This window comes from Terrabacter sp. Ter38 (assembly GCF_024519435.1).
In the GTDB taxonomy this organism is placed as follows: Bacteria; Actinomycetota; Actinomycetes; order Actinomycetales; family Dermatophilaceae; genus Terrabacter.
This window is the reverse complement of the sequence record NZ_JALJRZ010000004.1, coordinates 125,233-152,083: the sequence shown is the minus strand read 5'-3', so window position 1 is coordinate 152,083 and position 26,851 is coordinate 125,233. Positions and strand designations below refer to the sequence as shown.

The window sequence follows — 26,851 nt, the reverse complement described above, 5'->3', positions numbered from 1 at the left end:
CCGCAAGGCTAGGCGTCCGGCTCCGGCTGGGCCGGCACGGGTGGGATGCGCAACCCCGGCGGCCCGGAGCCGTGCTCGCGCTCGTACCACGCGGCATACGCGGCGACGGCGGTCGGCAGGGTGGGGAAGATGAGGTCCGTCCCGACCTTCTCGATGAAGCCCCCCGCCTCGAGCGAGGCACGCATGTCCTCCTTGACGCGTGCCATGGCGAAGCGGATCTCCCGGTCGGCGAGGGTGGAGCGCAGGGTCTCGAGCGCGTCGACGGCCGTGAGGTCGACCTCGGTGTTGGCCTCGGCGTTGAGCAGGAACCACTCGACCCCCGCGTGGCGAGCCGCCTCGTCGACGACCGTGAGGGCACGGCGCACGAAGTCGTCGGAGTTGGCGAAGAAGAGGGGCGAGTCGTAGCGGTAGACGACGAGCCCGGGCACCTGCACGGCGTTCGGGTGGTCGTCGATGTCGTGCATGCCGGCGACGTCGGGCACGTAGCCGAGCACCCCGTCGTGCGGGTGGACGATGCGGCGCAGCAGGTCGAGCACCGAGAGCGCGATCGCCGCCCCGATGCCGGGCAGCACCCCGAAGAGGAGCACGGCGGCGGTCGTCGCGAGTGCCAGCACGAGCTCGCTGCGCCGGAACGCGCCGATGCGTCGCATCTCGGCGATGTCGACGAGGCGGATCGCGGCGTAGACGACGACGGCGCCGAGCGCCGCGGTCGGGAAGGCCGCGATGACCGGCCCGAGCCAGAGCAGGGTCGCGATGACGAGGACGAGTGAGACGAGGGAGTGCAGCTGGGTGCGCGCCCCCATCGAGTCGGCGATGACGGTGCGGCTGCCGCTCGAGCTGATCGGGAAGCCCTGGAGCAAACCGGTCGCGACGTTGGCGCCGCCGAGGGCGAGGAACTCCTGGTCGCTGTCGATGGTCTCGCGGTGGCGACCGGCGAAGGCCCGCCCGGTCAGCACGTTGTCCGAGTACGCGACGAGCGCGACGCCCAGGGCCGCGGGGAGCAGGGCCCACACGTCGACCTCGGACACGTCGGGCAGTGAGAACGACGGGAGCCCGTCCGGCACGGGGCCGACGAGCGTGATCCCGAACCGGTCGGCGAGGTCGAGGACGTCGACGACCAGCGTCGACCCGAGCATCGCGATGAGCGGCCCGGGCCACTGCGGCGCCAGGCGCTGGAAGGCGAGCAGCACGACGAGCACGACGAGCGCCAGCAGCACCGTCGGCACGTGGACGTCGCCGAGGTGCGTGATGGCGTACCTCACCTCCTGGAGGAAGGAGTCGCCCTCGACGTGGAGCCCGGTCACCTTGCCGAGCTGGCTGACGATCATGAGCGCCGCGATGCCGGCCATGTAGCCGACGAGCACCGGCTTGGACAGCAGGTCGGAGAGGAAGCCGAGCCGCGTCACGAAGCCGACGAGGCAGATGAGACCGACGGCGATCGCGAGGAGCGCAGCCATCTCCTGGCGCATCGCCATGCCGCCGCCGGCCGTCACGAGGGCACCCACGCCGGCAGCCGTCATGAGCGCCGTCGTCGACTCGGGCCCGACCGACAGCTGCCTCGAGGACCCGAGCACCGCGTAGACGAGCAGCCCCGGCCCGACGGCCCACAGCCCCGTCACGGCAGGTAGCCCGGCCACCTCCGCATAGGCGAGGACCTGCGGCACGAGGTAGGCGGCGACGGTGATGCCGCCCAGCACGTCGCCGCGCAACCACACCGTGTCGTAACGGCGCAGGACCGCCACGCCCGGGAGCAGCCGCTCCCACCGCGCCCGCTGCTGCAGGTCCGCGCTCACCTCTCGAACCTACGCGAGGTCGTATGCCGTCAGGCCGGTTTCGCGCCGATGGCGACCACGGCATCCCCCACCGACTCGACGACGGCCACGCCGTCGGGCACCGGCGGCCGCCGCACCACGACGACGGGCACCCCGAGGTCGTGCGCGGCAGCGAGCTTGTCCTCCGTCAGGGCGCCGCCGGAGTCCTTGGTGAGGAGCACGTCGACGGCCCGGCTCTCGAGGAGCTCGCGCTCGGCGGCGTAGGGGTAGGGTCCGCGCGCCCTCAGCACCTCCCAGGAGGAGGGCACGTCCCAGTCGGGCGGGTCGACGACCCGCGCCAGGACGTAGCGGTCGTCCCACGCGGCGAAGGTCTCGAGCTGCTGTCGCCCGGTCGTGAGGAACGGCCGGACCCCGAGGGCCTCGGCCGCGACCCGCGCGGCCTCGACGTCCTCGACCCAGGTGAACTCCCCGGCGAGCGGGTGGTGGCACCACCCCGGCCGCTGGAGTCGGACGAGCGGCAGGCCGACCCGGCCGCAGGCGGCGACGGCATTGCCCGTGATCCGCGCGGCGAAGGGGTGGGTCGCGTCGACGACGACGTCATAGCCGTGCGTCATGAGGTGGTCGGCCAGACCGTCGACACCGCCGAAGCCTCCGGTGCGGACCTCGCCGACCGGCAAGGCCGGGGCGCTGACCCGTCCGGCGAGGCTCGACACCACGTCGTCGCCGCGCTCGACGAGGCGACCCGCGAGGTCCCGCGCCTCCCCCGTGCCTCCGAGGACGAGGACGCGCACGTCAGGCGGGGACGCGCAGGCGGCGCGTCATCTCGCCCACGGCGACGGTGATCGAGTGGCCGAGGTGCACGCACGGTCCGCTGATCTCGTTCTGCTGGCTGCCGCCGAGCCCGATGACGACCTCCGGGTGGACGCGGGCCACGGTGTCGACGATCTCCTGCGCCGAGGCGATGTCGATGTTGCGCGGCACGGCCATGACCATGCCGGTCGCCCCTCGAGCCTCGATCGCGCGCAGCCAGTCATCGACGGGCAGGTCGGCGCCGACGTAGACCGTCGCGAAGCCGGCCCGACGCGCGGCCACGGCAAAGGCGAGCAGACCGAGCTCGTGACGGGAACCGGGTGGCAGACCGATGAGGAGGGTCGGGCCGTCGACCCGGCCCGACGCGGCCTCGTAGGCGGCTGCCAGACGGCGCTGGACGGCATACGAGACGAGGTGCTCACCGGCGACCGTGAGCCGGCCGTGCGCCCACTCCTCACCGACGAGCTGGAGGGTCGGCATGAGCCAGTCGTCGACGACGTGCTCGAACGTGCCGAGCGCGAAGCGCGCATCGAGCACCGCCGTCGCGGACGCGGAGTCGAGTCGCTCGGCCGCGCGGATGAACGCCTCGGCGTCCTCGGACTGGTAGCGCCCGCCGGGTCGCAGCGGCGCGACGCGGCTGCCGCGGCCCTCGCGGTCAACGCGGCCGAAGGGGGCCTGGCGACCGGCGGGATCGCGGCTCGAGAGCCGGCGGGTCGTCTCGGCGGCAGCCTCGCGGGCCGACCAACCCTCGTTGACGAGGGAGTTCATGATCGCGAGGGCCCTGACGTCCTCCGGACCGTAGAGCCGGTAGCCGCCGTCGGAGCGCTGCGGGCTGACGACGCCGTAGCGGCGCTCCCAGGCGCGCAGGGTGGCGACGCTGATCCCGGTCAGCTCCGCGGCACGCTTGATGGTGTACATCCGCTACCCCAGCCTGCTCAACGCGTCCCGCATCCCCTGCTCGGCCTCGTCGCCGAGCTTCTTGAACGCCGGCGCGAGCAGCGGTGCGGCGAGCTTGGCGATGCCCTTGAACTCGAAGTCCGCCCGGTAGGTCACCGTCGTGCCCTCGCCCGCGGCTGCTCCCGAGCCGGTCACGGTGCGCACGAAGGTCATCGTGTCCTTGGCGACGACCGTCGCGTTCTCGCCCCGCAGCGCGAACCGTTCGTCGGGGACGTGCTCGATGACCATGTAGTCGAGCTCGGTCTCACGGCCGAGGAACTTCGACACGTTGTGGTAGCGCGTGCCGAGGCCTCCGTCGCCCGACACCCGCTCGGTGCGGACGGTCCCGGGGTCCCATTCCGTGGTGTTCGTGAAGTCGCTGAGGTACGCGAACACACGGTCGACCGGGTGTGCCACCGTGACGCTGCGCTCGATCTCCATGCGTTCTCCAACCTTTGACAGACCTTGTACAGCCACTCTACGGTGTGGACGAAGGATGGACAACGCACGACGCGACCTCCGTCACTCGAACCGTCGGAACCATCCGGTCGGGGCTCCGCGCCGAACCACACGGGACCACATCAGCCAGGAGGCCTCGGTGACTCGACCGAACCGACCCACCCCATCGACCAGACCGACCGCAGCCGTCATCGGCGCCGGCGTGTCCGGCCTGACCGCCGCCCACGTGCTCAGCGCGACGCACGACGTCACCCTCTTCGAGAGCGACACACGGCTCGGCGGACACGCGCACACCCACGACGTCCCCGGACGCGACGGCAGCCTGCGCATCGACAGCGGCTTCATCGTGCACAACGAGAAGACCTACCCGCACCTGCTGCGCCTGTTCAGCGAGCTCGACGTGCCGACCCAGCCCACCGAGATGAGCATGAGCATCACGTGCGAGGGGTGTGGCCTGTCGTATGCCGGGGGGCGCGGTCCCAAGGGCATGTTCGCCCAGAAGCGCCGCCTCGCCGACCCCCGCTTCATCCGGATGCTCCGCGACGTCCCGCGCTTCCACGCGGCGGCGCGCGCCCTCCTCGCCGACGAGTCGCAGGACCCGACATGGGGCGAGTTCCTCACCGACCAGGGCTTCTCCGACTACTTCGTGCGCCACTTCGCGATCCCGCTCGTGGCCTGCGTCTGGTCCTGCGGCGACCTCGACGCGTCGTCCTACCCGGCGCGTCACCTCTTCCGGTTCCTCGACCACCACGGCATGCTGACGGTGACGGGGTCGCCCACGTGGCGCACCGTCACCGGCGGGTCGGCGACCTACGTCGACCGGCTCGTCGAGCGCCTGCCCGACGTGCGCAAGGAGAGCCCGGTGACCGCCGTGACGAGGCACGACGACGGCGTCGACGTGCTCGTGCGCGACGGGCGGACGGCGACCTTCGACCGCGCCGTCATCGCCACGCACGCCGACCAGGCCCTCGACCTGCTCGCCGACGCGACGCCTGACGAGAAGCGCGACCTCTCGGCGATCCGCTACTCCCGCAACGAGACCTGGCTGCACCGCGACTCGTCGGTCCTGCCGAAGCCGCGCCAGGCCAAGGCCTCGTGGAACTACCGCATGCACGCGTGCGACGCCCCGGCCCCCGACGTCACCGTCAGCTACTGGATGAACCGCCTCCAGGGCATCACCGACGCCGACGACCACGTCGTGACCCTCAACCCGGCCGGCAGCATCGACGAGTCCCTCGTGACGGCGCGGATGTCCTACGACCACCCGATCTTCACGCGTGAGGCCGTCGAGGCCGCGTCGCGCCTGCGCGAGGGCGGCGGCGACCGCCTGGCCTTCGCCGGCGCGCACCTCGGCTGGGGCTTCCACGAGGACGGCTGCCGCTCCGGCGTGGAAGCCGCACAGTCCTTCGGGGTGCTCTGGTGACGCCCGTCCTGACGCCGCCCGCGGTGCCCGCGCTCGTCGACGGCACCGTGGCCCACGCGCGCCGCACCCCGCTGCACCACAGCTTCACGTACGGTCACTACCAGTGGCTCGTCGACGTCGACCATCTGCCCCGGCTCCCTTGGCCCGCAAGGCTGCTCGCGCGCTTCGACGTCCGAGACCACCTCGACGGGGGTCGGCTCGGGGGTGGCATCCGCGGCGACGTCGAGCGCTTCCTCGGGGCGCGTGGTGTGTCGCTGGCCACCGAGGACCGCGTCCTCATGCTCGCCAACGCGCGGGTGCTCGGCCACACCTTCGACCCGCTGTCGGTCTTCTGGTGCCTGCGTCCCGACGGCTCGCTCGTCGCCGTCGTCTTCGAGGTGCACAACACGTACGGCGAGCGCCACGCCTACCTCCTCGACGTCCACGACGACGGCACGGCGACCGTCGGCAAGGCCTTCTACGTCTCCCCTTTCAACGACACCCGCGGGGAGTATGCCGTCCGCCTCGTCCTCGAGCCCGGTGCCGTCAGCGTGACGGTGGCGCTCGACCGCGACGGCGAGCGGATCATGACCGCCGTCACCCGCGGCACCCCGGAGCCGGCCACGACCCGTGCGCTGCTCCGCCTCGTCCGACGTCACGGCCTCGTCACGCAGAGAGTGACGGCCCTCATCCGGGTACACGGCATACGGCTGTGGTTGCGCCGTCTGCCCGTGATGCCTCGCCCCCGACACCCCCAGGAGGCCGTCCGATGACCGCCCAGTCCCCCACCGCGCTCCAGAACATGGCCCAGCCGCTGTGCCTGCGCCGGCCCACCCTGCGCGTCCTGTGCGTGCGCGCCCGCCTGGCTCGGAGCATCCTCGCCCAGGTGGCCAAGCGCGTCCCGGTCGACGTCGTCATGCCGGACGGCTCGCTCCTCGGTGGCGCCACGCGTCGAACCGACCGCCCCGGGCTCGAGATCGTGCGCCCGACCGCGGTCTTCGAGCGGCTCGCGCACCACCCCAAGATCGGGATCGGCGAGGCCTACATGGCCGGGGACTGGAAGGCTGCCGAGGGCACCGACCTCGCCGAGCTGCTCGTGCCCTTCGCCGAGCGCATGACGACGGCCGTCCCCCAGGGGTGGCTGCGGCTGCGCGGCTTCGTCGACCGCCGCATCCCGACGATCCAGAACAACTCGCTGCTCGGGTCGCGCCGCAACATCGAGGCGCACTACGACCTGTCCAACGACCTCTTCGCGACCTTTCTCGACGAGACGATGAGCTACAGCTCGGCGATCTTCGACGAGGACCAGCCGCTGCGCACGCAGTCGTTCGAGGAGGCGCAGCTGCGCAAGGTCCACGCGATCCTCGACATGGCCAAGGTCGGCCAGGACAGCCGCGTGCTCGAGATCGGCACCGGCTGGGGCACTCTGGCCCTGGAGGCGGCGCGGCGAGGTGCCACCGTCACCAGCGTGACGCTCTCCAAGGAGCAGGCGGCACTCGCCCGGCAGCGCGTGGCCGACGCCGGCTTCACCGACACCGTCGACATCCGCATCCAGGACTACCGCGAGGTCGAGGGTGTCTACGACGCCGTCGTCAGCGTCGAGATGATCGAGGCCGTCGGCGAGGAGTACTGGGAGACGTACTTCCGCACCATCGACGAGCGCCTCGCCCCGGGTGGCATCGCCGCCGTCCAGGCGATCCTCATGTCGCACGAGCGGCTCATGGCGACGAAGCACTCCTACGGCTGGATCCAGAAGCACATCTTCCCCGGTGGGCTCATCCCGAGCCTCCAGGCGATGAGCGAGACGACCGACGCCACGACGACGCTGCGCATGTCGGCCGTCGAGGCCTTCGGCGCGGACTACGCCGAGACCCTGCGGCGCTGGCGCGAGACCTTCCTCGCCCGCTGGCCCGAGGTGCACGCCCTCGGCTTCGACGAGACCTTCCGTCGCAAGTGGGAGTTCTACCTCGCCTACTGCGAGGCGGGATTCGCCACCGGCTACCTCGACGTCGCCCAGGTGCGCTTCGAGCGAGAGGGTGCCGCAGCCGCGGCCTCGTGATGGCTCCGTCGACGACGTCGATCCTGTGGTTCCGCCGCGACCTGCGGCTGCACGACCACCCGGCGCTGCTCGCAGCCGTCGACGCCGCGAGCCACGTCCTGCCCGTCTTCGTCCTCGATCCGCGCCTGCTCGAGACCGACACGCCCCGCGCTCGCCGGCTGCTCGCGTCGGTCGCCTCGCTCCAGAAGGACACCCGCGGGGCGCTCGTCGTCCGGCGCGGCGACCCCGTCGACGTCATCCCCGAGCTGGCCGCGCAGGGCGGCGTGCAGCAGGTGCACGTCTCGCGGGAGACGACGCCGTACGGCCGCCGCCGCGACGAGGCCGTCGAGAAGGCCCTCGCCGAGGACCGGCGCGAGCTCGTCGCCACGGGGACGCCGTATGCCGTCGGGCCGGGTCGCATCGTCAACCAGTCGGGGTCGCCGTACAAGGTCTTCACGCCGTTCTCGAAGGCGTGGCACCAGCACGGGCGGCCTGCTCCGGCGCCCCGCCCCAAGCGCATCCCCTGGCTGCGCGGCGACGTCCGCAGCGACCCGCTGCCCGAGGCACCGGACATGGAGGCCGGCGAGGCCGCCGCGCTGAAGCGGTGGGAGAGCTTCCTCCACGACGGGCTCACGGCATACGACAAGGAACGCGACCGTCCCGACCTCGACACGACGAGCCGACTGTCGGCGCCACTCAAGTACGGCGAGATCCACCCCCGCACGATCCTCGCCGACATCGCGGCGCACTCGGCCGGGCGGTCTCAGGCGGCGAGCACCTTCGTCACCGAGCTGATCTGGCGCGAGTTCTACGCCGACGTGCTGTGGCACCACCCGGACTCGGCGTGGCACGACCTGCGGCCCGAGCTGACGAAGCTCCCCTACGACTCGGGCGCCGAGACCGACCGGCTGGTCGACGCGTGGCGCGAGGGGCGCACCGGCTACCCCATCGTCGACGCCGGCATGCGCCAGCTGATCGCGGAAGGCTGGATGCACAACCGCCTCCGGATGATCACGGCGAGCTTCCTCACCAAGGACCTCCACGTCTGGTGGCCGGTCGGGGCGCAGCACTTCCTCGACCACCTCATCGACGGCGACATCGCCTCCAACAACCACGGCTGGCAGTGGGTCGCCGGCACGGGCACCGACGCGTCGCCCTACTTCCGCGTCTTCAACCCAGTGACGCATGGGAAGAAGTTCGACCCTGACGGGGAGTACGTCCGGCGCTGGGTTCCGGAGCTCGCACACCTGCCGGCGGGCGCGGCCCACGAGCCGTGGAAGCACGACAACGGGTACGACCACGGGTATCCCCAGCGTGTCGTCGACCATGATGACGAGCGCAAGGAGACCCTGGCCCGCTACGAGCGCGCCCGAGGCTAGGAGACGAGATGCGGGGCCCCGTGACCGAGCTGCGTGCGTTCGTCAACGCCGCGCTCATCGAGAAGGTGGACCGCGACCACCGCGACCCCGACGACGTCTTCCGGCGCCGCCAGATCGTCGTCGCGCTCACCTTCGTCGTGGGCACCGCGGTGCTGGCGTGGGCGCTGCGGATCACGCCGGGCGACCCGCTCTTCTACGTCGCCACGCTCGCTCTCGCAGCGGTGTGGCTCGTCGGCGCCCTCCTCTCCGGTCCGCTGCACGCGGGCATGGGGCACACGCGCCGCGGCGAGAAGGCACGGCCCATCGTCCAGTCCCTCGTGCTCGGGGTGCTGCTCCTCGTCCTCTTCCTCGTCGGTGCGCTCGTCGTCGCGCGGATCCCCGTGCTGCGCGAGCCGGTCGACCAGCTGCTCGACCACGCCCGCTTCGGGGCGTTCACGGCCGTGCTCGCCATCACCTTCGTCAACGGTGTCGTCGAGGAGCTCTACTTCCGCGGCGCTCTCTACGCCGCCCTCCCGCATCACCAGGTGGCCCTGACGACCCTGCTCTACGCCCTGACCACCGTCGGCAGCGGCATCCCCCTGCTCGTCCTGGCGGCCGCCGTCATCGGTCTCGTGACCGCCCTGCAGCGCCGCGTCACGGGCGGCTTCCTCGGCCCGATCATCACGCACGTCGTGTGGTCGACGGGGATGCTCCTGCTCCTCCCACCCGCCCTCGAGCTCACCAGGTGACCCCATGACTCCCACCCCGAACGCCACCACCCCCGACGGCACCGACGGCACCGACAGCACCGACAGCACCGGCGGCACCCGGCGACGTGCTCTCGTCACCGGCGCCTCCGGCTACGTCGGTGGCCAGGTCGTGCCGCGGCTGCTCGACGAGGGCTGGACGGTACGGGTTCTGACCCGCCGCCGGGCCTCGATGGACGACAAGCCGTGGGCCGACCGGGTCGAGGTCGCCGAGGGCGATGTCGCTTCCGCCGACGACATGCGCCGCGCGCTCGAGGACGTCGACGCGGCGTGGTACCTCGTGCACTCGATGGACGACCAGCCCGACTTCCAGGAGCGCGACCGCGAGGCGGCGACGATCTTCTCGGAAGCGGCGAAGGAGGCCGGGGTCTCGCGCATCGTCTACCTCGGCGGCCTCCACCCCGATGACGAGGTGCTCTCGCCACACCTCGCCTCGCGCGTCGAGGTCGGGCGCATCCTGCTCGACTCGGGCGTGCCGACCGCGGTGCTCCAGGCCGCTGTCGTGCTCGGTGACGGGTCGGCGTCGTTCGACATGCTGCGCTACCTCACGACCCGCCTGCCGGCGATGGTCGCGCCGAAGTGGCTCGACAACAGGATCCAGCCGATCGCCATCGACGACGTCGTGACCTTGCTCGTCGGCGCCGGCAGCCTGCCGCCCGAGGTCAACCGCACCTTCGACATCGGCGGCCCCGAGGTGCTGACCTACCGCGAGATGATCGCCCGCTTCTCCGACGCGACGGGCCGGCGCCGCCCGGTCGTCGTGACCGTGCCGGTGCTGACGCCGCGTCTCGCGAGCCACTGGGTCGGGCTCGTCACCCCGATCTCGGCGGGGCTGGCCAAGCCGCTCGTCGGCAGCCTCGTCCACGAGGTCGTCGCCAAGGAGGACGACATCCGGGAGCACGTCGACGTCCCCGGCGGATTCATCGACTTCGACACGGCGGTGCGGTCGGCGATGCGCACCGCCGAGCCCGACACTGCGATGCGCAACCTCGCCCTGACGAGCGCCGCGACGGTCGCGAGCGCGGTCGCGGGTTCGCTTGCCACGCAACCCGACTCACGCTGGTACCGCTCGCTCGACCTACCGGACTGGCAGCCCCCGACGCTCGCCTTCCCCGTGGTGTGGACCGCGCTCTACGCGGACATCGCGGCCACGTCGGCGACGGCGCTCAACGCGTACGACAAGGCCGGCGACACCGAGGGGCGCAACGCCTATCTCAAGGCCTTCGGCACCAACCTCGCCCTCAACACGGCGTGGAGCGTCCTCTTCTGGCGCGTGCGCAAGCCGTGGGTGGCGGCCGCGGAGGCGGCGCTGCTCACGGCGAGCGCGGCCGACCTCGCCCGCCGCGCCGGCACCGTCAGCAAGGGCGCGGGCATCGCCCTGTCGCCGTATGCCGTGTGGTGCGGCTTCGCGACCGCGCTCTCGACCGCGATCGCCCGCCGCAACCGCTGAGCCGGCCGGTCGGTCCGGCTCGTGACCGCCGCCATGACCGCCGCGGTGATCGCGAGGTCAGGCCGAGGCGGGCTGCTTCGTGAAGGCTCGGCGGTAGGCGACCGGTGGGATGCCGATCTCGCGCAGGAAGTGGTGCCGCAGCACGGCGGCCGTCGCGAAGCCGCTCTCCCGGGCGATCCGCTCGATGTCGAGGTCCGTCGACTCGAGCAGGTGGCGGGCCCGCAGCACCCGCTGGCTCGTCAGCCACTTGTGCGGGGTCGTCCCGACCTCGGCGGTGAAGCGGCGCGCGAAGGTGCGCTCCGACATGGCCGCCCGCTTGGCGAGCGAGGGGATCGAGTGCTCCTCGTCGAGGCGCTCCGCGACCCACTCCATGACGTCCTGGAGGCCCTCGCACGGCTCGGACGGGACGGGCGTCTCGACGAACTGGCGCTGCCCACCGGAGCGGTGCGGCGGGACGACCATGCGGCGCGCGATGCGGGTCGCGACCTCCGAGCCGAGCTCGGTGCGCACGAGGTGCAGGCACGCGTCGATGCCTGCAGCCGTGCCAGCGCTCGTCAGGACCGGGCCGTCCTCGACGTAGAGGACGTCGAGGTCCACGCAGGCGCGAGGGTGCTCGTCCGCCAGCCGCGCGGCATACCTCCAGTGGGTCGTGCACTCACGACCGTCGAGCAGGCCGGCGGCGGCGAGCTGGAAGGCGCCTGAGCAGACGGAGAGGACGCGACCGCCGTTCGCCGCGGTGTCGCGGAGGATGTCGAGGACGTCCGGGTCGTAGGGACCGTCGACGGCTCCGCCGGGGATGGCGACGAGGTCGGCGCCCCGGGCGGCCTCGAGGGGGAAGGGCGCAACGATGCTGAGGCCGCTCGTCGTGCGGAGCACCTCGCCGGGGCGTGCCGAGCAGACGCGGAAGTCGAAGGCCGGGACGCCGTCGTCGGTGCGGTCGATGCCGAAGACCTCACAGAGGACGCCGAGCTCGAACATGGCCACGGGCTCCTGGGCGATGACGGCGATGGTGCGCAGCATCCGGCCAGCATGCCACGATTGGCAGGATCTTGTCGATCATCGACAGTTCTGCCACTCGTGGCGGGATCATGATGGGCGCAGACTTTCTGCCATGGACATCATCTTCTTCCTCGTCATGATCATCGCCATCGTCGCGGCCCTCGAGCCGCACCACCGCCGGACGTTCTCACTGCCGCGCGCTCCCTTCGGCGCCGACGCCGAGGTCGACCGCGACATGGAGCGCGTCCTACACGACGTGCCCTCCGGCCACTGAGTCCCGCACCGGTCGCGTGCCGTCAGTCGACGCGCGCCCACAGGTCGCAGGCACGAGCGGTCCATCGATCCGTGGGCCGCGTCCTACGACCACTCGCTGTGCACATGGCTGTCGGCCGGGAGCCTCATCCGGCCACGCTGGGCCCACCGCCACCCTTCGGAGGGCCAGGACCGTCCGAGCCAGGTGACAGGGTGACCCCATGACGTCCTCCACGCCGCCACCCGTCGGCCGGCTCGCCTCCGTCTCATTCGACTGCCCGGACCCGTCGGCCCTCGCCGACTTCTACGGCGCCCTGCTCGGGCTTCCGCGCGCCTACGAGAGCCTGGACGGCGGGGTCGTGTCACTGTCCGACGGCGGGCTCGCCGTCACGATGATGCGCGCCACCGACCACGTCCGACCGACCTGGCCGGGGCCCGGACAGCAGCAGCAGGTGCACCTCGACATCCTCGTCACCGACCTCGATGACGGCGTGGCGCGAGCCGTAGCGCTCGGCGCAGCCGAGGCCAATCACCAGCCGGCCCCCTCGGCATGGCGGGTCCTCGTCGACCCCGCCGGCCACCCCTTCTGCCTCACGACCGTCACGGGTGACTGACACGCCACCCGCTCGGCGCACGTCGGACTAGAAGGGCGGCGGATCGGCACCGGGAGGGGCCACGGTGGAAGCCGACGTGGAAGGCACGGGGACGATCGGTCCGGGCGGGCCCGAGCCGGGGTCGCGGAGGGCCTCGCGCCAGTCCCTCGGATAGGTGATGTAGTCGCGACCCGCGAGCGAGGACCACGCGATGCCGTCGTCGCGGACCCGCTCGACCTGCCAGACGCCGGCGGTCTTGCCGTTGTGGCAGCCCCGGCTCAGGGAGTCGGAGTTGGAGACGTGGGTCGGGCCGGTCGGCCACGGGACGAGGTGGTCGAGGTCGCACCGGTCGGCCGGGACCTGGCAGCCGGGTGCGCGGCAGACGCCGTCGACGGCTCGCACGTGCTCGACCATCGCGGCGGTCGGGCGGTAGCAGTCGGTGGAGAGCTCGAGGGCGCGGCCGGTATCGACGGCGACGGCGAGGCGCTGCCAGACCGAACCCGGTGCGGTCATGATCTGCCGGGCGTGGGCGGCTGTGACCCAGCCGTGGCCGGGCAGCTCGCACGCCGCGTCCGACATCCCGACGGCGACCTCGAACGGCACGACGATGCGGACGGTCGCGGGTGCGGCGTCGGACAGCAGGCCGGTACCCGGCGACCCCTCGTCAGCGACACCCGTGCCGGACGGGACGACGCCGAAGAGGGCGAGATCGCAGAGCAGGTCGCTCCTGAGCTGGTCGATGCTGCGGTCGTCGCCGGCTGCTCGGGCGGTGCGGGCCAGGGCGTCGACCCGGTCGAGCACGCCGACGACCCGCTCGGCCGGCGCGACGACGGTGAAGGTCCCCATGCCGTCCTCGACGAGGCGGCCGTACGCCGTGCGACGCAGACGGGAGGACTGGCGGCGCTCCTCGGCGGCGCGGGAGTCGGCCGAGCGGACACACCGCTGCAGCCGGGTGGCGAAGAGGCGCGCCGAGGCGACCGAGCCGTCCGGCGCCGGCGCGAGCACCGTGGCCTCGAGGTCGGGGAGGACGTCGTCACCGAGCGCGCGCGTCTCGACGACGACGCGCAGGGCTCGCTGGAGACTGACGGCGCCGGCCCGCAGCAGTTCACGCAGCACCCGGTGACGCCGGGGTGCGGTGGCGAACTCGAGCCTTCGGGCGACCTCGCCCGCGCCCACACCGGTCGCACAGGCGATCTCCTGCGCGGCGACCTGGTCGGCCGTGATCGGGACCGGAGTGCTCGTCGTCAGCCGGGCCAGCTGCTGCTCCTCGACGGAGTGCAGTGCTGCGTAGGCATCGACGAGACGGCCCTCGAGACGAGCCTTCTGGACCTCGAGCCGCTCGATCTGCGCCAGCACCGCGTCGGCCTCGTCGTCCAGGGAGGCCGCACGACTCGCCGGCGCGCGCTCGGCGCCCGACTTGGCCTGACCGAGGAGCCAGACCACGCGAGGATTGAGGCTGCTGCCCCCGGATGTCGCGTCGGGCGCCGGACGCCCGGTGTCGAGGAATGGCACGAACTCACTCCTCCCACTCGGGTCGCCGACTCCCTCCATTAGAACAAATATTCGACTGAAATGGAAGCCTTGTCCACATCTTAATCTGATCCGATCCCCTTGCGTCGCAAGGCGATCGGAGCTACTTCACTCCTCGGCGGTCGGAGCCACTCGGGGCTTGCGCCGCGTCAGCAACACTCCCGCGATGCACAGCGCCCCACCGACGAACGTCAGGGGCGGTGGCACCTCGGAGAGCAGGGCCCAGGCGATGAGCGTCGCGATGAACGGCACGAGGAACGTCGTCAGGGTCAGCCTGCCGGCGTCGCTGCGCGCCAGGACGTAGGCCCACGTCGAGAAGGCGATCGCGGTCGGGAAGATGCCGAGGTAGGCGATCCACCACAAGGTGCTCGGGTCGCTGTCGCGCACCACGCTCACGAGCTCGCCACTCCATGGCAGGCACACGACGGCGCCGATGACGCAGGCGAGCCACGTGACCTCGGGACCCGGCAACCGCCCGAGGAGGGGCTTCTGTGCCAGGACGCCCACGGCATACGTCACCGCGGCCAGGACGGCGAGCCACACGCCCACCATGTCGCCGGAGCCACCTGAGGAGAAGCCGCGCGCGATGACGACGACTCCCGCGAAGCCGACGGCCATGCCGATGAGCAGCCAGCGGGTCATCTTCTCGCCGAGGAAGACCGTGGCGAGGAGGGCGACGATGATCGGCCCGATCTGCACGATGAGCGCGGAGGTGCCGGCGTCGATGCGCCGTTCGGCCTCGTTGAGGGCGAGGTTGTAGATGCCGAACCAGCCGACGCCGCAGAGCAGCAGCAGGGGCCAGTCCCGACGGGCCGGCCAGGTCCGGGGGCGTCGGAAGACGAGCACCCCGAGGGCGACCGACGCGACGAGCAGGCGCCCGAGCGACAGCGCGCCGGGCGGGACGTCTCTGCCGAGGTGGCGGATCGCGACGAATGCGGACGCCCACAGCAGGAGCGTGACGGCCACCGCAGCCACGACGAGCCACCTCGCACGGCTGGCGCTGGGCGGGGCCTGGGATGCAGTGCGGGAGTCCACGGTCACCCGACGACCGTAGGCGTCGACACCGACAGGGCGCCGCCGGTTTTCCGGTCAGATGTCCCCCACATCCCGCCAGCACGGAGGGGCGTCGGGTCGCACGCGCCGACGCCGGCCGTGTGGCACGGTGGACGTGCCCAACCCAAGGGTGCCGACCCGCCGCTACCCGTCCCGAGAGGCCCGACCATGTCCCGACCCCGCACCATCGACGAGGTCCTCGCAGAGGCCCGCGGTCGCCTCCACCGGCTCACGCCCGAGCAGGCCGAGGCGGCACGTGCGGACGGCGCGCTCGTCGTCGACATCCGGCCCGCGGCACAGCGTGCGGTCGAGGGCGAGCTGCCCTTCGTGACGGTGATCGAGCGCAACGTCCTCGAGTGGCGCCTCGACCCCTCGAGCGACGCGTCGCTGCCGGTCGCGAGCCACGACCTCGAGGTCATCGTCCTCTGCCAAGAGGGCTACACGTCCAGCCTGGCGGCCGCCGCGCTCCAGGACCTCGGCATCGACCGCGCCACCGACGTCATCGGGGGGTATGCCGCATGGCGGGCCTGGCTGGCCGACGCGCCGTCGAGCGCCGGGCCGTCGGGCGACGCGGTGCCGCAGACGACGCAGCCCTCCTGACCGACTCGCTCAGCCGGTCGAGGTGCGCCGAGGACAGCCGCCACCGCTGCCAGTAGAGCTGGACGTCGACGTGGTCGCGCGACCCGAGTCGCACGAGGTCACCGGCGTCGAGCAACGGCCCGAGCTGGGTCGTCAGGAGCGCACCCCAGCCGAGCCCGGAGCGGACCGCGGTCACGAAGCCGCCCCCGTCGGGCACTTCGTGCGTCGGCGGGGCAGCGTCCACGCCGTGCCGGTCGAGGATGCGCTGCTGGATGTCATCCTTGTCGTTGAAACGCACGAGGGGCATTGCAGCCCAGTTGATCCCACGTCCAGCGCGATGCCGGTCCGCGAGCCGCGGGGCCGCCGCCGGCAGGTAGCGCATCATGACGAGTGGCTCGGTCGAGCAGCCCTGGACCGGCGTCGGGTCGGACGTCACGGCGCCGAGCACCTCACCGGACCGGAGCAGCCGAGCCGAGTGGTCCTGGTCCTCGACCCGCAGGCGCAGCACGACGTCGTCCCACGCGGCCGCCTCGGTCAGGACCGCACCGAACCACGTCGACATCGAGTCGGCATTGACGACGATCGGCAGGTCGACCCGGGACCGGCCGTCGGCGACGAGACCCGCGAGCGCCTCCGACTCGAGCAGGCCCTGCTGACGGGCGAGCCGGACGAGAGTCTCGCCCGCGCCCGTGGCGCGGCACGGGGTGCTGCGCACGACGACGACCTGGCCGACCTCGGCCTCGAGCGCCTTGACCCGCTGGCTCACGGCCGACGGTGTCACGTGCAGCCGACGGGCCGCCGCGTCGAAGGTTCCGGAGTCGATGATGGCGAGGAGGGTCGCGAGGTGCTCGGGTTGCAGCCGCATGAAGCCATGCTAATGATGCTGAAGAAACCTTCGCTTCACTGAAGGTCGCGGTCCCTCTACCGTCGAGGGCGTGACCTCCCTCCTCCCCGGCTTCCTCACGATGGCCTCGCTCATCGTGGCCATCGGAGCCCAGAACGCCTACGTGCTCCGCACCGGCCTCGCGCGCCACCACGTCGGGCTGGTCGTCTCCGTCTGCGCGATCAGTGATGCGGTCCTCGTCCTCGCCGGCGTGCTCGGCGTCGGGGGTCTGCTCACGGCCCACCCGGAACTGCTGACGGTCGTGCGGTGGGTCGGGGCGGCATACCTCGTCGGCTACGGGCTGCTGTGCCTGCGCAACGCGCGGCACCCCAAGGGCCTCGAGGCCGGCGGGACCCAGCGATCGCGCAGCGGCGTGCTCGCGACCGTCGTCGCGCTCACGTGGCTCAACCCGCACGTCTACCTCGACACCGTGCTGCTCGTCGGGTCGCTCGCCAACCAGCACGGTCCGGATGGACGGTGGTGGTTCGCCGGCGGGGCCGCCCTCGCCAGCGTCGCGTGGTTCACCTCGCTCGGCTACGGCGCCCGCCTGCTCGCGCCGCTCTTCGCGCGCCCGGCGACGTGGCGTGTGCTCGACGTCGCGATCGCCATCGTCATGTTCACCATCGCCACCACCCTCCTCCTCGGCTGAGGGCCTACCTCAGACGGGTCCACCCGGCATACGCCATCGGATCTGAGGTAGTCGGCAGGCAGGGATAGGGCGGTCGTCCGATGTGGGGGTCTACCTCAGCGGCCGAGTCTGGAGGAGTCCAGAACGGCACGAACAGAGGAAAGACCATGACCACCCAGCACATCGACTTCCGCACCGTCCAGGTCGAGATCGAGTCCCGCTACCCCAGGCGTCGTCGCGTCCGCCGCGACTCGTCGCTCGAGATCATGCGGCGCACCATGGCGCGCGTCTCCCGAGATGAGAACAACCCGGGCCGCGCGCGGTGACGACGGCGACGCGACCCGTGTCGCCGTCCGATCCGCCCCTGTCGGCGGAGTACGCGATGATTCGGCGTATGCCGCTCAGCACGGGCCCCCTCATCGGGCGGGACACCGACCTGTCCCGTCTCGCCGACGCCATCGGACTGCTCCCCACCCCGGGTGCCCGGCCCGGTGGCGTCGTCGTGCTGTCCGGCGACGCCGGCATCGGCAAGTCCCGCATCGTGGGGCACCTCGTGGCCGAGGCCACCGCGGCCGACTGGTTCACCGCTGTCGGTCACTGCGTCGGCCAGGCGGGCAGCAGCCTCGCCTACCTGCCCTTCGTCGAGCTCGTCGGCACTATCGACGCGGGCCATCCCGAGGTCGTCGAGCGCGTGCTCGAGACGCATCCGAGCCTCGGCCACCTGCTTCCGGGGCGCACCGACACACCCGACCGGGACCGTTCCGGACGGAGCACCGACCCCGGCCAGGTCGCCGAGGCCGTTCACGCGCTGCTGTCCGCGCTCGGCGACGCCCAGCCGTCCCTCCTCGTCGTCGAGGACGTCCACTGGGCCGACCACTCCTCGCGCGACCTCATCACCCTCCTGCTGACCCGCGGTTTCACGCACGCGGTCGGCCTCGTCGTGACCTACCGCTCCGACGACCTCTACCGCCGCCACCCCCTGCACGAGACGCTCGCCGTGTGGGCGCGCATCGCGGGGCTCGAGCACGTCGAGCTCGCCCCGCTCCCCGACGACGCCGTGCGAGAGCTCGTCTCCGGCATCGAGGGCGCCCCCACCGACGCCGCGACGAACGCCGAGATCGCGCGCCGTTCCGAGGGCAACCCCTTCTTCGCCGAGGAGCTCGTCGCCAGCGCCGCCGCCGGCCAGGGCCTGACCGGGGGCCTGAGCCGCGTGCTCCGCGCCCGCGTCGAGCAGCTCGACGACACCGCCCAGCGCGTGCTCCGAGCCGTCGCCCTCAAGGGCGGGCAGTTCATCGGCCACGACCTCCTCTCCCGGGTCGTCGACCTCCCCGACGAGACGCTCGAGGCCGCGCTGGCCGCCGCGGTGGAGCACCACGTCCTCGAGGCCCGCTGGCCCCCGGCCTACACCTTCCGCCACGCCCTCCTCGGCGAGGCCGTCGCCGACAGCCTCCTTCCGGGAGAGCGCCTCCGCCTCCACCGGGCGTATGCCGCCGTGCTGGCCGAGCGCCCCGAGCTCGCCCCCGCCTCGGAGCTCGCCCGCCACGCCGCGGCCGTGGGCGACCTGCCGACGGCGGTCCGCGCGAGCCGCGCGGCGGCCGAGGCCGCCATGGCCGTCGGAGGCCCGCAGGAGGCGTTGCTGCTCCTGGAGCGCGCCCTCACGTGGCTCGACGAGGACGATCCCGAACGCGACGAGGTGACCCTTCGGGCGTCGCGTGCGGCGATGGTCGCCGGTGAGCCGATCCGCGCCATGGACCTGCTGCGCGACCGGCTCGACCACCCCGGCACGGCCCAGGACCCGGGCGCGCGCGCCGACCTGCTCTCGACCCTCGTCATCCGCTCCCGCATCCTCGACCTGCCCATCGACTCCATCGCCCTGACCGACGAGGCCCTGTCACTCATCGGCGAGGAGGCCGACGAGCGCCGGGTCCGGGTGCTCGTCGCCCGGGTGCAGGCGCTCGTCGACAACGGCTCGTTCGTCGAGGCCGCGGTCGTCGGCAACGAGGTGTCGCTGCTCGCCGAGCGCCTCGGCCTCGGCGGTGCGCTCGCCGAGGTGCGCACGATCATGGCGCGCATCCTCGAGGCGCAGCAGGACCTCGACTCGGTCGAGACGCACCTGCGCTCGATCGTGGCCGACATCGACCCCGACGACCCGCTGCTGCTCCGCGCCGTCCACCAGCTCGCGTCGCTCGCGCACCGGCGCGGCGACCTGCCCGGGTCGCTCGAGCTCTACGACCGCGGCGCCGCCGTTGCACGCCGGATGCACCGCGAGTGGGCACCGTGGGGGCAGGAGTGCCGCCTCCTCGGCGGCCTCACGGCCTACGAGCTCGGTGACTGGGACGGCGCGGCTCGCCGCCTCGACCTCACGGGGCGACCGGCGCCGCAGCCGGGGCGCACCATCTTCACCGGCGCCGCGCTGCTCGTGCACGCCGGTCGCGGAGACCCCGTCGACCCCGACCTCATCGCGGCGCTGCGCGAGTGGTGGCCCGTCGACGGCCTGTGCGTCGTGCTCACCGTCATGCCCGCCGTCGACGTCCTCGGCGACGCGGGCGACCTCGCCGGCCTGCTCGACCTCACGGAGGCCGCGGTCGACGTGCTCGACTCGACATGGGGTGAGTACCACGCCGTCGTGCGACTCGCCGCGCTGGTGGCCGGGCAGGCGGCCGCCCTCGTCCCGCGGGCCGACCCTCCGCTCCGGGCCCGCGCCGTCGCCGTCGTCGACGAGCTCGCCGAGCGCGGGCGCCGCATCAGCGAGCTGCGGCCCGCCGTGGAGAAGGCGAGCCGTCCGAAGTTCGAACGCGCGGCCGCCGAGTCCCTCGAGGACACGAGCCGCGAGACGTGGGCGTGGACCGCACGGCTCGAGGCGGAGGTGCTGCGGCTGCAGCGGGTCGCCGGGGTCGAGGAGCCGCCACCGGTGACCGAGCTCGTCGACGCGTGGCGCGAGAGCGTCGCGGCGTTCGAGCGCTACGGCCACGTCTTCGAGACAGCCCGCTCGCGGGCGCGGCTCGCCGAGGCCCTGCGCGCCGCGGGCGAGGACGTCGAGTCCCGCGCGGTCGCCGAGCTGGCCCGCGAGGAGGCCGTCAGGCTCGAGGCCAAGCCGCTCCTCGCCGAGCTCGACGCGGTGCGCCCCGGCGGCGTGACCGTCGACCTCACCCCGCGCGAGCTCGAGGTGCTCGCGCTGCTGGCAGAGGGCCTGACCAACGGCCAGATCGGCAAGCAGCTCTACATCAGCACCAAGACCGTGAGCGTCCACGTGTCCAACCTGCTGGCCAAGCTCGGAGCCTCCGGACGCACCGAGGCGGCCGCCATCGCGCGGCGACGCGGGCTCGTGACCGGATGAAGGCGGTCAGGCCGGCGCGCCCTCGCGCACGGCGACCCCGGGGCGCGACCGACGCAGACCGGGCGTGAGGGCGACCGAGACGACCACCGAGGCGACGGCCATGACGCCCATCGCCTGCGCGGCCGCGACCGGTCCCATCCCCAGCGCGGTCGCGACGACGCCCCCCAGCAGCGCCCCGAGGGCCTGGCCCACCATGAGGCCCGTGCCCTGCAACCCGAAGACCTGACCCCGTGCCTGCGCGTCGGTGTGGGTCACCAGCCGCTCCTGCAGGGGCAGGCTCGCGGAGTAGCCCACGGACGCCACGAAGGCCAGCGCGGCGGCATACGGCAGCGACGGGACGGCGAAGAAGGCGAGGTAGGGGACCGCGAGCAGGAGCCGCAGCGGGCCGATGAGCCGGTCGCGCACGGCCACGGCGAGGAAGCGCCCGACGACGACGTCGCCGAGCAGCATCCCCGCCGCGGTGACGGCGAAGAGGTAGCCCGCACGCTCGCCCGCGAACGGCACGAAGAGCGCCTCGCACCCGACGATGAGCCCGTTGGGCACCCACAACGTCAGGTAGAGCGGACGGATGACGCGCGACCCGAGCAGGGCGCGGTTGACCTCGCGGGTGCGGCGCACGAGAGAGGTGGCCGCGTGCCGCGGAGGGTGGTCCGCGAGGCCGAGGCGCAGCAGCACGACCGCGACGAGGAGCGCCACACCCGAGCCGAGGAAGAGCTGGGTCGTCGTGAAGGTGATGAGGAGCAGACCGCCGATGCCGTAGCCGACGATCTGCATGCCGCCGACCGCGATGTTCATCGTCGCCCGGCCCAGGATGAAGCCGTCGGGCGGGAGGATGTCGGAGACGAGCGCCATCATGCTGCCGCCGAGCGCCGAGGTGATGAGCGGGCCGACGGCCAGCAGGGCGAAACGCCACCCCCAGGCCAGACCCGGGATCGCCTGCAACAGGTCGGTGACCGTCGTCGTCGTGAAGACGAGCAGCAGCGCGGTGCGCGGACGGACGAGGTCGGAGCCGGAGCCGAAGAGGGTCTGGCCGACGATGCGCATGAGTGGCGCGCCGAACATCGCGAGGGCCGTCAGGACCGGCGACCCCGTGGCCGCGAACGTGATGGTGCCAAGCGCGAGGGACGCGACGGCATACGCCCCGATGTTGATGCACTGGACGAGGAAGAGGACCCGGAACTCACGGATGGCGAACAGCTGGCGGTAGGTCTTCACTCGCTCCACCCTGACGACTCGTGGCCCGGGCCGCTAATCTTTCGGACGGAGGCGAAACATGGGGACGTGGCGGATCTCGGCCGACCTGCTGGCACGGAGCCGCTTCGTCGTGTCCCCCCGCATCGAGACGGTCGCCGCCCTCAACGACCTGGTGCGGCCCAGCGACGCCGCGGGGCGGGCCTTCGCCGCCGCGCACCGCGAGTCGTTCGAGGCGATGCTCGCCGAGCACCCCGTGCGGCGTGCCGTCCTCGACCACAGCTGGCGCACGGGATGGATCTCCGACTGGCTCGCACTCCCGCCCGACGGTCCGGGCCGCAGCTTCGCCGGCGAGGTCGATGACGTGCGAGCCTTGGGGGACAAGCGAGTTCGCACCTACCTGCGCGAGAGCACCCCCGAGGCGTCGCTACCCCGCGTCCTCAGCCGACCGGGCACGGCCGAGCAGGCTGCCCAGCTGCTCGAGTGGGTGTGGACGCACGCCCTCGCCAGCGACTGGGGCCGCCGCGAGCGCATCCTGCGTGCCGACATCGTGTCGCGGACGGCGCGCCTCGCGACCTACGGCTGGGCCGCCGTGCTGCGCGACCTCGGCCGCGACCGCGAGTGGCTCGGCAACGGCCAGCTCCGGATCAACCGCTACGACCTGCCCTCGCGCGTCCTCGACGACGACGCCGACCTCTACTTCGTGCCCGCCCACGGCACCGCCACGTGGGTCGGCTGGGATCTCCCCCGTCGCTACGCCATCTACTACCCCGTGACCGGAGCCCTCGCCGAGGTCGACGGCCAGGCAGACGACGGGCTCGAGCGCCTTGTCGGCAGCGCTCGCGCGCGGCTGCTCCGCGCCCTCGACGGACCGTCGAGCACGAGCGCGCTCGTCGCCCGTACGGGTATGCCGCTCGGCTCGGTCGGCGACCACCTCAAGGTGCTGCTCGCCTCGGGCAGCGTGCTGCGCCGACGGTCGGGACGCGAGGTGCTCTACTGGCGCACTGCCCTGGGCGACGCGCTCGTGGCCTCCGGTCGGGGAGTTCTCCCCATGTACCGCAACGCCGCTCGCCCCTAGCGTCGGCGCTGCGGACGCGCCCGCGTCCAGCCACCGACACACGCTCAGGGGTCGTCATGTGTGAGCTCCACGAAACCTCCAGTCCCGCCGTGGGGCGCCGCACGCTGATCCGCGGCGCCGGCGGCCTCCTCATCGGCGGCGGCCTCGTCGCCGCCACGGCCACCGCTGCCCAGGCCGCCACGTCGCAGAACGGCTGGCCCGCCGGCTCGTCGTCGACCGTCCCGCTGGCCACCCTGGCTGTCGGTGCCGCGACCTTCCCGGCCGGCGTCCGCCGTGGTGACGTCCACGTCGTCCTCGGCTACGTCGCCCGCCGCTTCAACAGCGAGGTCGAGTCGCTCGTCAAGGGCTGGTGCTGGGGCCACAGCTACCGACCGATCTCGGGCAGCACCACCCTGTCGAACCACTCGAGCGGCACGGCCATCGACCTCAACGCCCCGCGCCACCCGCTCGGCACGTCGGGCACCTTCACGGCGACGCAGCGTTCGCACATCCGCTCGATCCTGAACGCGTGCAACGGAGTCGTGCGCTGGGGTGGCGACTACTCGGGCCGCAAGGACGAGATGCACTTCGAGATCAACGTCCGTCCCGGGGACGCTCGCCTCGCGGCCCTCGCCCAGCGGATCGGCGGCGGGGTCGGCACCCCGACACCCGCCCCGATCGCCTGGACCACGGTCAAGCGCGGGGCGAGCGGCTTCCGCGTCACGGCCATCCAGCACCTGCTGCGCCAGCGCGGGTTCAGCCTCACCGTCGACGGCTCCTTCGGACCGACGACCCAGGGCCGCGTCATCTCGTTCCAGCGCTCCACGGGCCTCACGGCCGACGGAGTCGTCGGACCGAAGACGTGGTCGGCACTCGTCGTCGCCGTCAAGCGCGGATCGAGCGGCCAGGCCGTCGTCGCGGCACAGAAGCTGCTGACCCACCGCGGCTACACCCTCACCGCCGACGGCGTCTTCGGCGCGATGACCGCGACGAAGACGCAGGCCTTCCAGCAGTCCCGCGGCCTCACCGCCGACGGCATCGTGGGCGCACGCACCTGGGCCACGCTCACCGCCTGACGGCAGCCCTTCTCAGGTACCGCTGCGGGGGACGTGCGTGACGGATTCATGAAGAAGAAGATCGGCCTCCCCGACTCCGACGCCGACCTCGACGCCTCTCTAGGGGACGCCGGGCAGACGCTCAGCTCGACCTCTGCCGCTGACGTCTGGCCTGGCCGGGCCTGGCCCGGCGGCGTACGTCCTGGTCTCCGGGTGCGGCGGCCCGATGCAACGACACACCCGGGCCAAAGGTTCACCGGACGCCCCTCGATTTCCGGTTGGCCGTCCGCTCACCATGGAGGATGGACAACCACCTCGCCGTGCACCATGGCACTCCCTCGCGTCGCCTCGTCCTCGGCTCGGCTGCTGCCGTCGCCGTCACCGCCCTGACTGTTCCCGTCGCCTCCGCCGAGCAGGGCCATCGCCGCGGCCGCCTCCCGGCGCGCCTCGACCTGCCGGTCGGGACCCGCCCCGAGGGCATCACGTCCGGCCCCAGAGCGACCTTCTACGTCGGCTCCGTGGCCGATGGGCGCATCGTCACGGGCAGCCTCCGCACCGGAGTCGTCCGCACGCTCCTCGCTCCCGAGGCCGGTCGCTCGCTGCGCGGCCTCTACTTCGACGCCCGCACCGGGCTCGTCTGGGCCGTGGGCTCGCTCGGCGCCGTCGGACACGTCTGGGCGGTGGACGCCCGGTCGGGAGCCGTCGTCGGCGACACCGTCGTCCCCGGGGCCGGGTTCCTCAACGACCTCGTCGTCACCCGTCGCGCGGTGTGGGCCACCGACTCGAACGTCGACCGCCTCACGATCGTGCGACTCACCCGCCTCGGCCGCCCGTCCGGGGCCCCAGCCGAGTTCATGAACCTCACCGGCGACTGGCCGACAAGTCCCCCGAACACCTTCAACGCCAACGGAGTCCGCACCCTGCCACACGGACCCATCGTCCTGAACCACAGCCGCGTGGGAGGCCTCTGGCAGGTCGACGGATCGTCTGGCGTCGCCCGCCAGATCCCCGTTTCCGGAGGACCGCCGATCACGAGCGGCGACGGGCTGGAGCTCGTGGGCCGAACCCTCTACAACGTGCGCGGGAGCGGCCCCCAGGACGTCAGCGTCGTGCGGCTCCACACCCACGCCGGTGAGCTGCGGGGCCGGTGGGTCGCCACACTCACCGACGCCGGACTCGACGTGCCGTCGACCGCCACGGCCGCGCTCGGGTCGCTGTGGGTCGTCAACGCTCGCTTCGGGATCCCCTCGCCCGACACGGCACCCTTCTGGGTCACCCGCCTCCCGGCCGGATGACGAGGCCGTCCGGCCGCCGGGTCACCCATGGACCCGGCGGCCGGACGGGCGCACACTGGACGGATGGACACGCGCCGCAGCAGGTTGACCCGTCGCAGCGCCCTGACCGCCGTCGCGGGCTCGGCACTCGTCGCCCTCACGGCCCTGGCCGGATCGTCGGCCGTCGCCGCTCCCCGGACGGCGGCCCCGGCCGCCCCCGTCGTCACGACATCCCTCGCCGACGTGCGCCTGCCGTCGGCGTCGACCCCGCACCACGTGCCCACGCGAGCTGGGTCGTGCTCCGTCTCGATGATGAGCGACCTCTAGCGTCAGCCCCCGGGCCGGCTCGCTGGTGCCGGTGCGGCGCGCCCGGCCACGATTGGGTCACGGTCGGTGACGACGACGGCCCGACTGGGTACGTCGCGTCAGTTCGGACCCGGGTGACGTCCCGGGTCCCCGTCCCGCCGGTGAGGAGCCCGCCATGCCGACGTCGCCCCGCACTACGCCGCGCGAGTGGATGAACCACCTCGAGCACACGCTCGAGGCGTTCGACGAGACCGGCGGCCACCGCGTGCTGACCCAGGTCTTCGACGAGCTCGGCGTCGAGGACGCCCTCTCCCTCGTCGTGCTGCCCTACCTCCAGGAGCTCGGCGAACGCTGGTCGACCGGGTCGATCGGCGTGGCCCAGGAGCACTTCGCGAGCAACGTCCTGCGCTCGCGGCTCTCGGTGCTCATGGGGGCCGACGAACGCCCCGAGGGTCCCCTCGCCGTGCTCGCGTGCATGCCCGGCGAGCAGCACGAGTTCGGGCTCATGGCCACCGCGATCGTGCTCTCGCGCCTCGGCTGGCGCACCTGCTACCTCGGGGCCGACACACCCTCCGCAGAGCTCGCCCTGACCTGCCGGACGCTCCAGCCCGAGGTCGTCGTCGTCGCGGCACGCCGGGCCACCGCCTTCGCCGCCCACGCGCCCGCGCTGCGCCGCGTCGCCCGCTCCACGCCCGTGCACGTCGCGGCGGCGGGCGCCACCGACGACGCCGCCCAGCTCTGCCACGCGACCCGCCTCCTCGGCGACCCCGTCCGCGGCGCCCGCACCCTCCACGCGGCCCTCGGCGACTCCGCCAGGGAGATCGACGAGTCCGCGGCTGTCTGACGACGGGCCGGCCCGCCCACGACGCGCGTGACCTGTTCGGCGATAGGCTCGTTTGCCGTGCCCAGGCACCGTGACCGCAGGACCCGACCGATGGAGCTCCCATGAACGCAGGACCGAACGGCCCGCAGCACCTCGTCGACCAGGTCGGGTCGGAGCCCGTCGAGGGACCCGGCCGCAAGGGCCGCGACCCGCGGATCGGGCTCGTCTTCGCGGGCATCGCCGCCGCCGCGCTCCTCGTCGCCGGCCTCATCACCGTCGTGGTCAGGATGGCCGGCTGA

General features: G+C 72.7%; 27 protein-coding genes. 18 read left to right on the top strand and 9 right to left on the bottom strand.

Annotated elements, in window-relative coordinates; genetic code table 11:
* Positions 1-8: 8 nt before the first annotated feature.
* Genes NR112_RS10485 through NR112_RS10470 form a run of 4 tightly spaced genes read right to left on the bottom strand, consistent with a single transcriptional unit; the run spans position 9 to position 3,959 of the window.
* Positions 9-1,793, bottom strand: coding sequence for a SulP family inorganic anion transporter (locus NR112_RS10485; protein WP_256794115.1), 1,785 nt, complete (start codon positions 1,791-1,793; stop codon positions 9-11).
* 29 nt (positions 1,794-1,822) lie between these two features.
* A complete protein-coding gene (locus NR112_RS10480; RefSeq protein ID WP_256794113.1) occupies positions 1,823-2,563 on the bottom strand; it encodes a cobalt-precorrin-6A reductase in 741 nt (246 codons plus the stop codon).
* A 1-nt stretch (position 2,564) separates the two neighbouring features.
* On the bottom strand, positions 2,565-3,500 hold the full coding sequence (locus NR112_RS10475) for a MerR family transcriptional regulator (RefSeq protein WP_256794111.1): 936 nt from the start codon (positions 3,498-3,500) through the stop codon (positions 2,565-2,567).
* A gap of 3 nt (positions 3,501-3,503) precedes the next feature.
* Positions 3,504-3,959 carry an SRPBCC family protein gene (locus tag NR112_RS10470; RefSeq protein WP_256794109.1) on the bottom strand — a complete coding sequence of 152 codons (456 nt, stop codon included), beginning with the start codon at positions 3,957-3,959 and terminating at the stop codon, positions 3,504-3,506.
* Between the two features lie 157 nt (positions 3,960-4,116).
* Between NR112_RS10470 and NR112_RS10465 the strand changes: the two genes are divergently transcribed.
* From NR112_RS10465 to NR112_RS10440, 6 genes are read left to right on the top strand one after another with little or no spacing between them, the layout of a single operon-like run.
* The gene (locus tag NR112_RS10465; RefSeq protein ID WP_256794107.1) at positions 4,117-5,400 is read left to right on the top strand and encodes an FAD-dependent oxidoreductase; all 1,284 of its coding nucleotides are present in this window, start codon (positions 4,117-4,119) and stop codon (positions 5,398-5,400) included.
* Positions 5,397-6,152 carry a DUF1365 domain-containing protein gene (locus NR112_RS10460; protein ID WP_256794105.1) on the top strand — a complete coding sequence of 252 codons (756 nt, stop codon included), beginning with the start codon at positions 5,397-5,399 and terminating at the stop codon, positions 6,150-6,152. The genes NR112_RS10465 and NR112_RS10460 overlap by 4 nt, the downstream gene beginning before the upstream one ends.
* The gene (locus NR112_RS10455) at positions 6,149-7,438 is read left to right on the top strand and encodes a cyclopropane-fatty-acyl-phospholipid synthase family protein (protein ID WP_256794103.1); all 1,290 of its coding nucleotides are present in this window, start codon (positions 6,149-6,151) and stop codon (positions 7,436-7,438) included. Before NR112_RS10460 ends, NR112_RS10455 begins: the two co-directional genes overlap by 4 nt.
* Positions 7,438-8,796: a deoxyribodipyrimidine photo-lyase gene (locus NR112_RS10450; RefSeq protein WP_256794501.1), complete on the top strand. Its 1,359-nt coding sequence runs from the start codon at positions 7,438-7,440 to the stop codon at positions 8,794-8,796. The genes NR112_RS10455 and NR112_RS10450 overlap by 1 nt, the downstream gene beginning before the upstream one ends.
* Before the next feature lie 8 nt (positions 8,797-8,804).
* Positions 8,805-9,524: a CPBP family intramembrane glutamic endopeptidase gene (locus NR112_RS10445; RefSeq protein WP_256794101.1), complete on the top strand. Its 720-nt coding sequence runs from the start codon at positions 8,805-8,807 to the stop codon at positions 9,522-9,524.
* Positions 9,525-9,528: 4 nt separating this feature from the next.
* Positions 9,529-10,992, top strand: a complete 1,464-nt coding sequence (locus tag NR112_RS10440; RefSeq protein WP_256794099.1) for a tryptophan-rich sensory protein — start codon at positions 9,529-9,531, stop codon at positions 10,990-10,992.
* Positions 10,993-11,049: 57 nt separating this feature from the next.
* Here NR112_RS10440 and NR112_RS10435 read toward each other — a convergent pair whose 3' ends face one another.
* Complete coding sequence (locus tag NR112_RS10435; RefSeq protein WP_256794096.1) at positions 11,050-12,012, bottom strand: GlxA family transcriptional regulator; 963 nt, start codon at positions 12,010-12,012, stop codon at positions 11,050-11,052.
* 91 nt (positions 12,013-12,103) lie between these two features.
* On the opposite strand from NR112_RS10435, the gene NR112_RS10430 reads away from it, so the two are divergent.
* On the top strand, positions 12,104-12,265 hold the full coding sequence (locus tag NR112_RS10430; RefSeq protein WP_256794095.1) for a hypothetical protein: 162 nt from the start codon (positions 12,104-12,106) through the stop codon (positions 12,263-12,265).
* Positions 12,266-12,464: 199 nt separating this feature from the next.
* Positions 12,465-12,857, top strand: a complete 393-nt coding sequence (locus NR112_RS10425) for a VOC family protein (protein ID WP_256794094.1) — start codon at positions 12,465-12,467, stop codon at positions 12,855-12,857.
* Positions 12,858-12,884: 27 nt separating this feature from the next.
* On the opposite strand, the gene NR112_RS10420 is transcribed toward NR112_RS10425, so the two are convergent.
* Both NR112_RS10420 and NR112_RS22895 read right to left on the bottom strand, forming a co-directional pair.
* A complete protein-coding gene (locus tag NR112_RS10420; RefSeq protein WP_256794092.1) occupies positions 12,885-14,348 on the bottom strand; it encodes an HNH endonuclease signature motif containing protein in 1,464 nt (487 codons plus the stop codon).
* Positions 14,349-14,474: 126 nt separating this feature from the next.
* Positions 14,475-15,407, bottom strand: a complete 933-nt coding sequence (locus tag NR112_RS22895; protein ID WP_256794090.1) for a DMT family transporter — start codon at positions 15,405-15,407, stop codon at positions 14,475-14,477.
* Positions 15,408-15,587: 180 nt separating this feature from the next.
* Here NR112_RS22895 and NR112_RS10410 point away from each other — a divergent pair, with 180 nt between their 5' ends.
* Positions 15,588-16,019: a rhodanese-like domain-containing protein gene (locus NR112_RS10410; protein ID WP_256794087.1), complete on the top strand. Its 432-nt coding sequence runs from the start codon at positions 15,588-15,590 to the stop codon at positions 16,017-16,019.
* Here NR112_RS10410 and NR112_RS10405 read toward each other — a convergent pair.
* Entirely contained in the window at positions 15,919-16,863 is a 945-nt protein-coding gene (locus NR112_RS10405; protein WP_256794085.1) for a LysR family transcriptional regulator ArgP, read from the bottom strand. The two genes, NR112_RS10410 and NR112_RS10405, sit on opposite strands and share 101 nt — an antisense overlap.
* Positions 16,864-16,933: 70 nt before the next feature.
* Between NR112_RS10405 and NR112_RS10400 the strand changes: the two genes are divergently transcribed.
* The 3 genes from NR112_RS10400 to NR112_RS22510 all read left to right on the top strand — a co-directional run bounded on the left by NR112_RS10400 (position 16,934) and on the right by NR112_RS22510 (position 20,846).
* Positions 16,934-17,530 carry a LysE/ArgO family amino acid transporter gene (locus NR112_RS10400; RefSeq protein ID WP_256794084.1) on the top strand — a complete coding sequence of 199 codons (597 nt, stop codon included), beginning with the start codon at positions 16,934-16,936 and terminating at the stop codon, positions 17,528-17,530.
* A gap of 146 nt (positions 17,531-17,676) precedes the next feature.
* Positions 17,677-17,835, top strand: coding sequence for a hypothetical protein (locus NR112_RS10395; RefSeq protein ID WP_256794083.1), 159 nt, complete (start codon positions 17,677-17,679; stop codon positions 17,833-17,835).
* Positions 17,836-17,903: 68 nt separating this feature from the next.
* Positions 17,904-20,846 carry a helix-turn-helix transcriptional regulator gene (locus NR112_RS22510; RefSeq protein WP_306217041.1) on the top strand — a complete coding sequence of 981 codons (2,943 nt, stop codon included), beginning with the start codon at positions 17,904-17,906 and terminating at the stop codon, positions 20,844-20,846.
* Between the two features lie 6 nt (positions 20,847-20,852).
* Here the strand turns inward: NR112_RS22510 and NR112_RS10380 are convergent, their stop codons facing one another.
* Positions 20,853-22,061 carry a hypothetical protein gene (locus NR112_RS10380; protein WP_256794082.1) on the bottom strand — a complete coding sequence of 403 codons (1,209 nt, stop codon included), beginning with the start codon at positions 22,059-22,061 and terminating at the stop codon, positions 20,853-20,855.
* A gap of 58 nt (positions 22,062-22,119) precedes the next feature.
* Between NR112_RS10380 and NR112_RS10375 the strand changes: the two genes are divergently transcribed.
* From NR112_RS10375 to NR112_RS10350, 6 genes are all read left to right on the top strand, one after another.
* Positions 22,120-23,115 carry a helix-turn-helix transcriptional regulator gene (locus tag NR112_RS10375; RefSeq protein WP_256794081.1) on the top strand — a complete coding sequence of 332 codons (996 nt, stop codon included), beginning with the start codon at positions 22,120-22,122 and terminating at the stop codon, positions 23,113-23,115.
* Between the two features lie 89 nt (positions 23,116-23,204).
* Entirely contained in the window at positions 23,205-24,170 is a 966-nt protein-coding gene (locus NR112_RS10370) for a peptidoglycan-binding protein (protein WP_256794080.1), read from the top strand.
* 281 nt (positions 24,171-24,451) lie between these two features.
* The gene (locus NR112_RS10365) at positions 24,452-25,444 is read left to right on the top strand and encodes a hypothetical protein (protein WP_256794079.1); all 993 of its coding nucleotides are present in this window, start codon (positions 24,452-24,454) and stop codon (positions 25,442-25,444) included.
* A gap of 63 nt (positions 25,445-25,507) precedes the next feature.
* On the top strand, positions 25,508-25,750 hold the full coding sequence (locus NR112_RS10360; RefSeq protein ID WP_256794077.1) for a hypothetical protein: 243 nt from the start codon (positions 25,508-25,510) through the stop codon (positions 25,748-25,750).
* A 154-nt stretch (positions 25,751-25,904) separates the two neighbouring features.
* Entirely contained in the window at positions 25,905-26,573 is a 669-nt protein-coding gene (locus NR112_RS10355; protein ID WP_256794075.1) for a B12-binding domain-containing protein, read from the top strand.
* 101 nt (positions 26,574-26,674) lie between these two features.
* Positions 26,675-26,851: a hypothetical protein gene (locus tag NR112_RS10350; RefSeq protein WP_256794073.1), complete on the top strand. Its 177-nt coding sequence runs from the start codon at positions 26,675-26,677 to the stop codon at positions 26,849-26,851.

Coding starts and splice junctions, on each gene's coding strand:
- NR112_RS10425 (WP_256794094.1), top strand. CDS start 12,465: ATGACGTCCTCCACGCCGCCACCCGTCGGCCGGCTCGCCTCCGTCTCA.
- NR112_RS10470 (WP_256794109.1), bottom strand. CDS start 3,959: ATGGAGATCGAGCGCAGCGTCACGGTGGCACACCCGGTCGACCGTGTG.
- NR112_RS10360 (WP_256794077.1), top strand. CDS start 25,508: ATGGACACGCGCCGCAGCAGGTTGACCCGTCGCAGCGCCCTGACCGCC.
- NR112_RS22510 (WP_306217041.1), top strand. CDS start 17,904: ATGCCGCTCAGCACGGGCCCCCTCATCGGGCGGGACACCGACCTGTCC.
- NR112_RS10405 (WP_256794085.1), bottom strand. CDS start 16,863: ATGCGGCTGCAACCCGAGCACCTCGCGACCCTCCTCGCCATCATCGAC.
- NR112_RS10365 (WP_256794079.1), top strand. CDS start 24,452: ATGGACAACCACCTCGCCGTGCACCATGGCACTCCCTCGCGTCGCCTC.
- NR112_RS10445 (WP_256794101.1), top strand. CDS start 8,805: ATGCGGGGCCCCGTGACCGAGCTGCGTGCGTTCGTCAACGCCGCGCTC.
- NR112_RS10440 (WP_256794099.1), top strand. CDS start 9,529: ATGACTCCCACCCCGAACGCCACCACCCCCGACGGCACCGACGGCACC.
- NR112_RS10350 (WP_256794073.1), top strand. CDS start 26,675: ATGAACGCAGGACCGAACGGCCCGCAGCACCTCGTCGACCAGGTCGGG.
- NR112_RS10435 (WP_256794096.1), bottom strand. CDS start 12,012: ATGCTGCGCACCATCGCCGTCATCGCCCAGGAGCCCGTGGCCATGTTC.
- NR112_RS10395 (WP_256794083.1), top strand. CDS start 17,677: ATGACCACCCAGCACATCGACTTCCGCACCGTCCAGGTCGAGATCGAG.
- NR112_RS10430 (WP_256794095.1), top strand. CDS start 12,104: ATGGACATCATCTTCTTCCTCGTCATGATCATCGCCATCGTCGCGGCC.
- NR112_RS10450 (WP_256794501.1), top strand. CDS start 7,438: ATGGCTCCGTCGACGACGTCGATCCTGTGGTTCCGCCGCGACCTGCGG.
- NR112_RS10455 (WP_256794103.1), top strand. CDS start 6,149: ATGACCGCCCAGTCCCCCACCGCGCTCCAGAACATGGCCCAGCCGCTG.
- NR112_RS10375 (WP_256794081.1), top strand. CDS start 22,120: ATGGGGACGTGGCGGATCTCGGCCGACCTGCTGGCACGGAGCCGCTTC.
- NR112_RS10410 (WP_256794087.1), top strand. CDS start 15,588: ATGTCCCGACCCCGCACCATCGACGAGGTCCTCGCAGAGGCCCGCGGT.
- NR112_RS10355 (WP_256794075.1), top strand. CDS start 25,905: ATGCCGACGTCGCCCCGCACTACGCCGCGCGAGTGGATGAACCACCTC.
- NR112_RS10475 (WP_256794111.1), bottom strand. CDS start 3,500: ATGTACACCATCAAGCGTGCCGCGGAGCTGACCGGGATCAGCGTCGCC.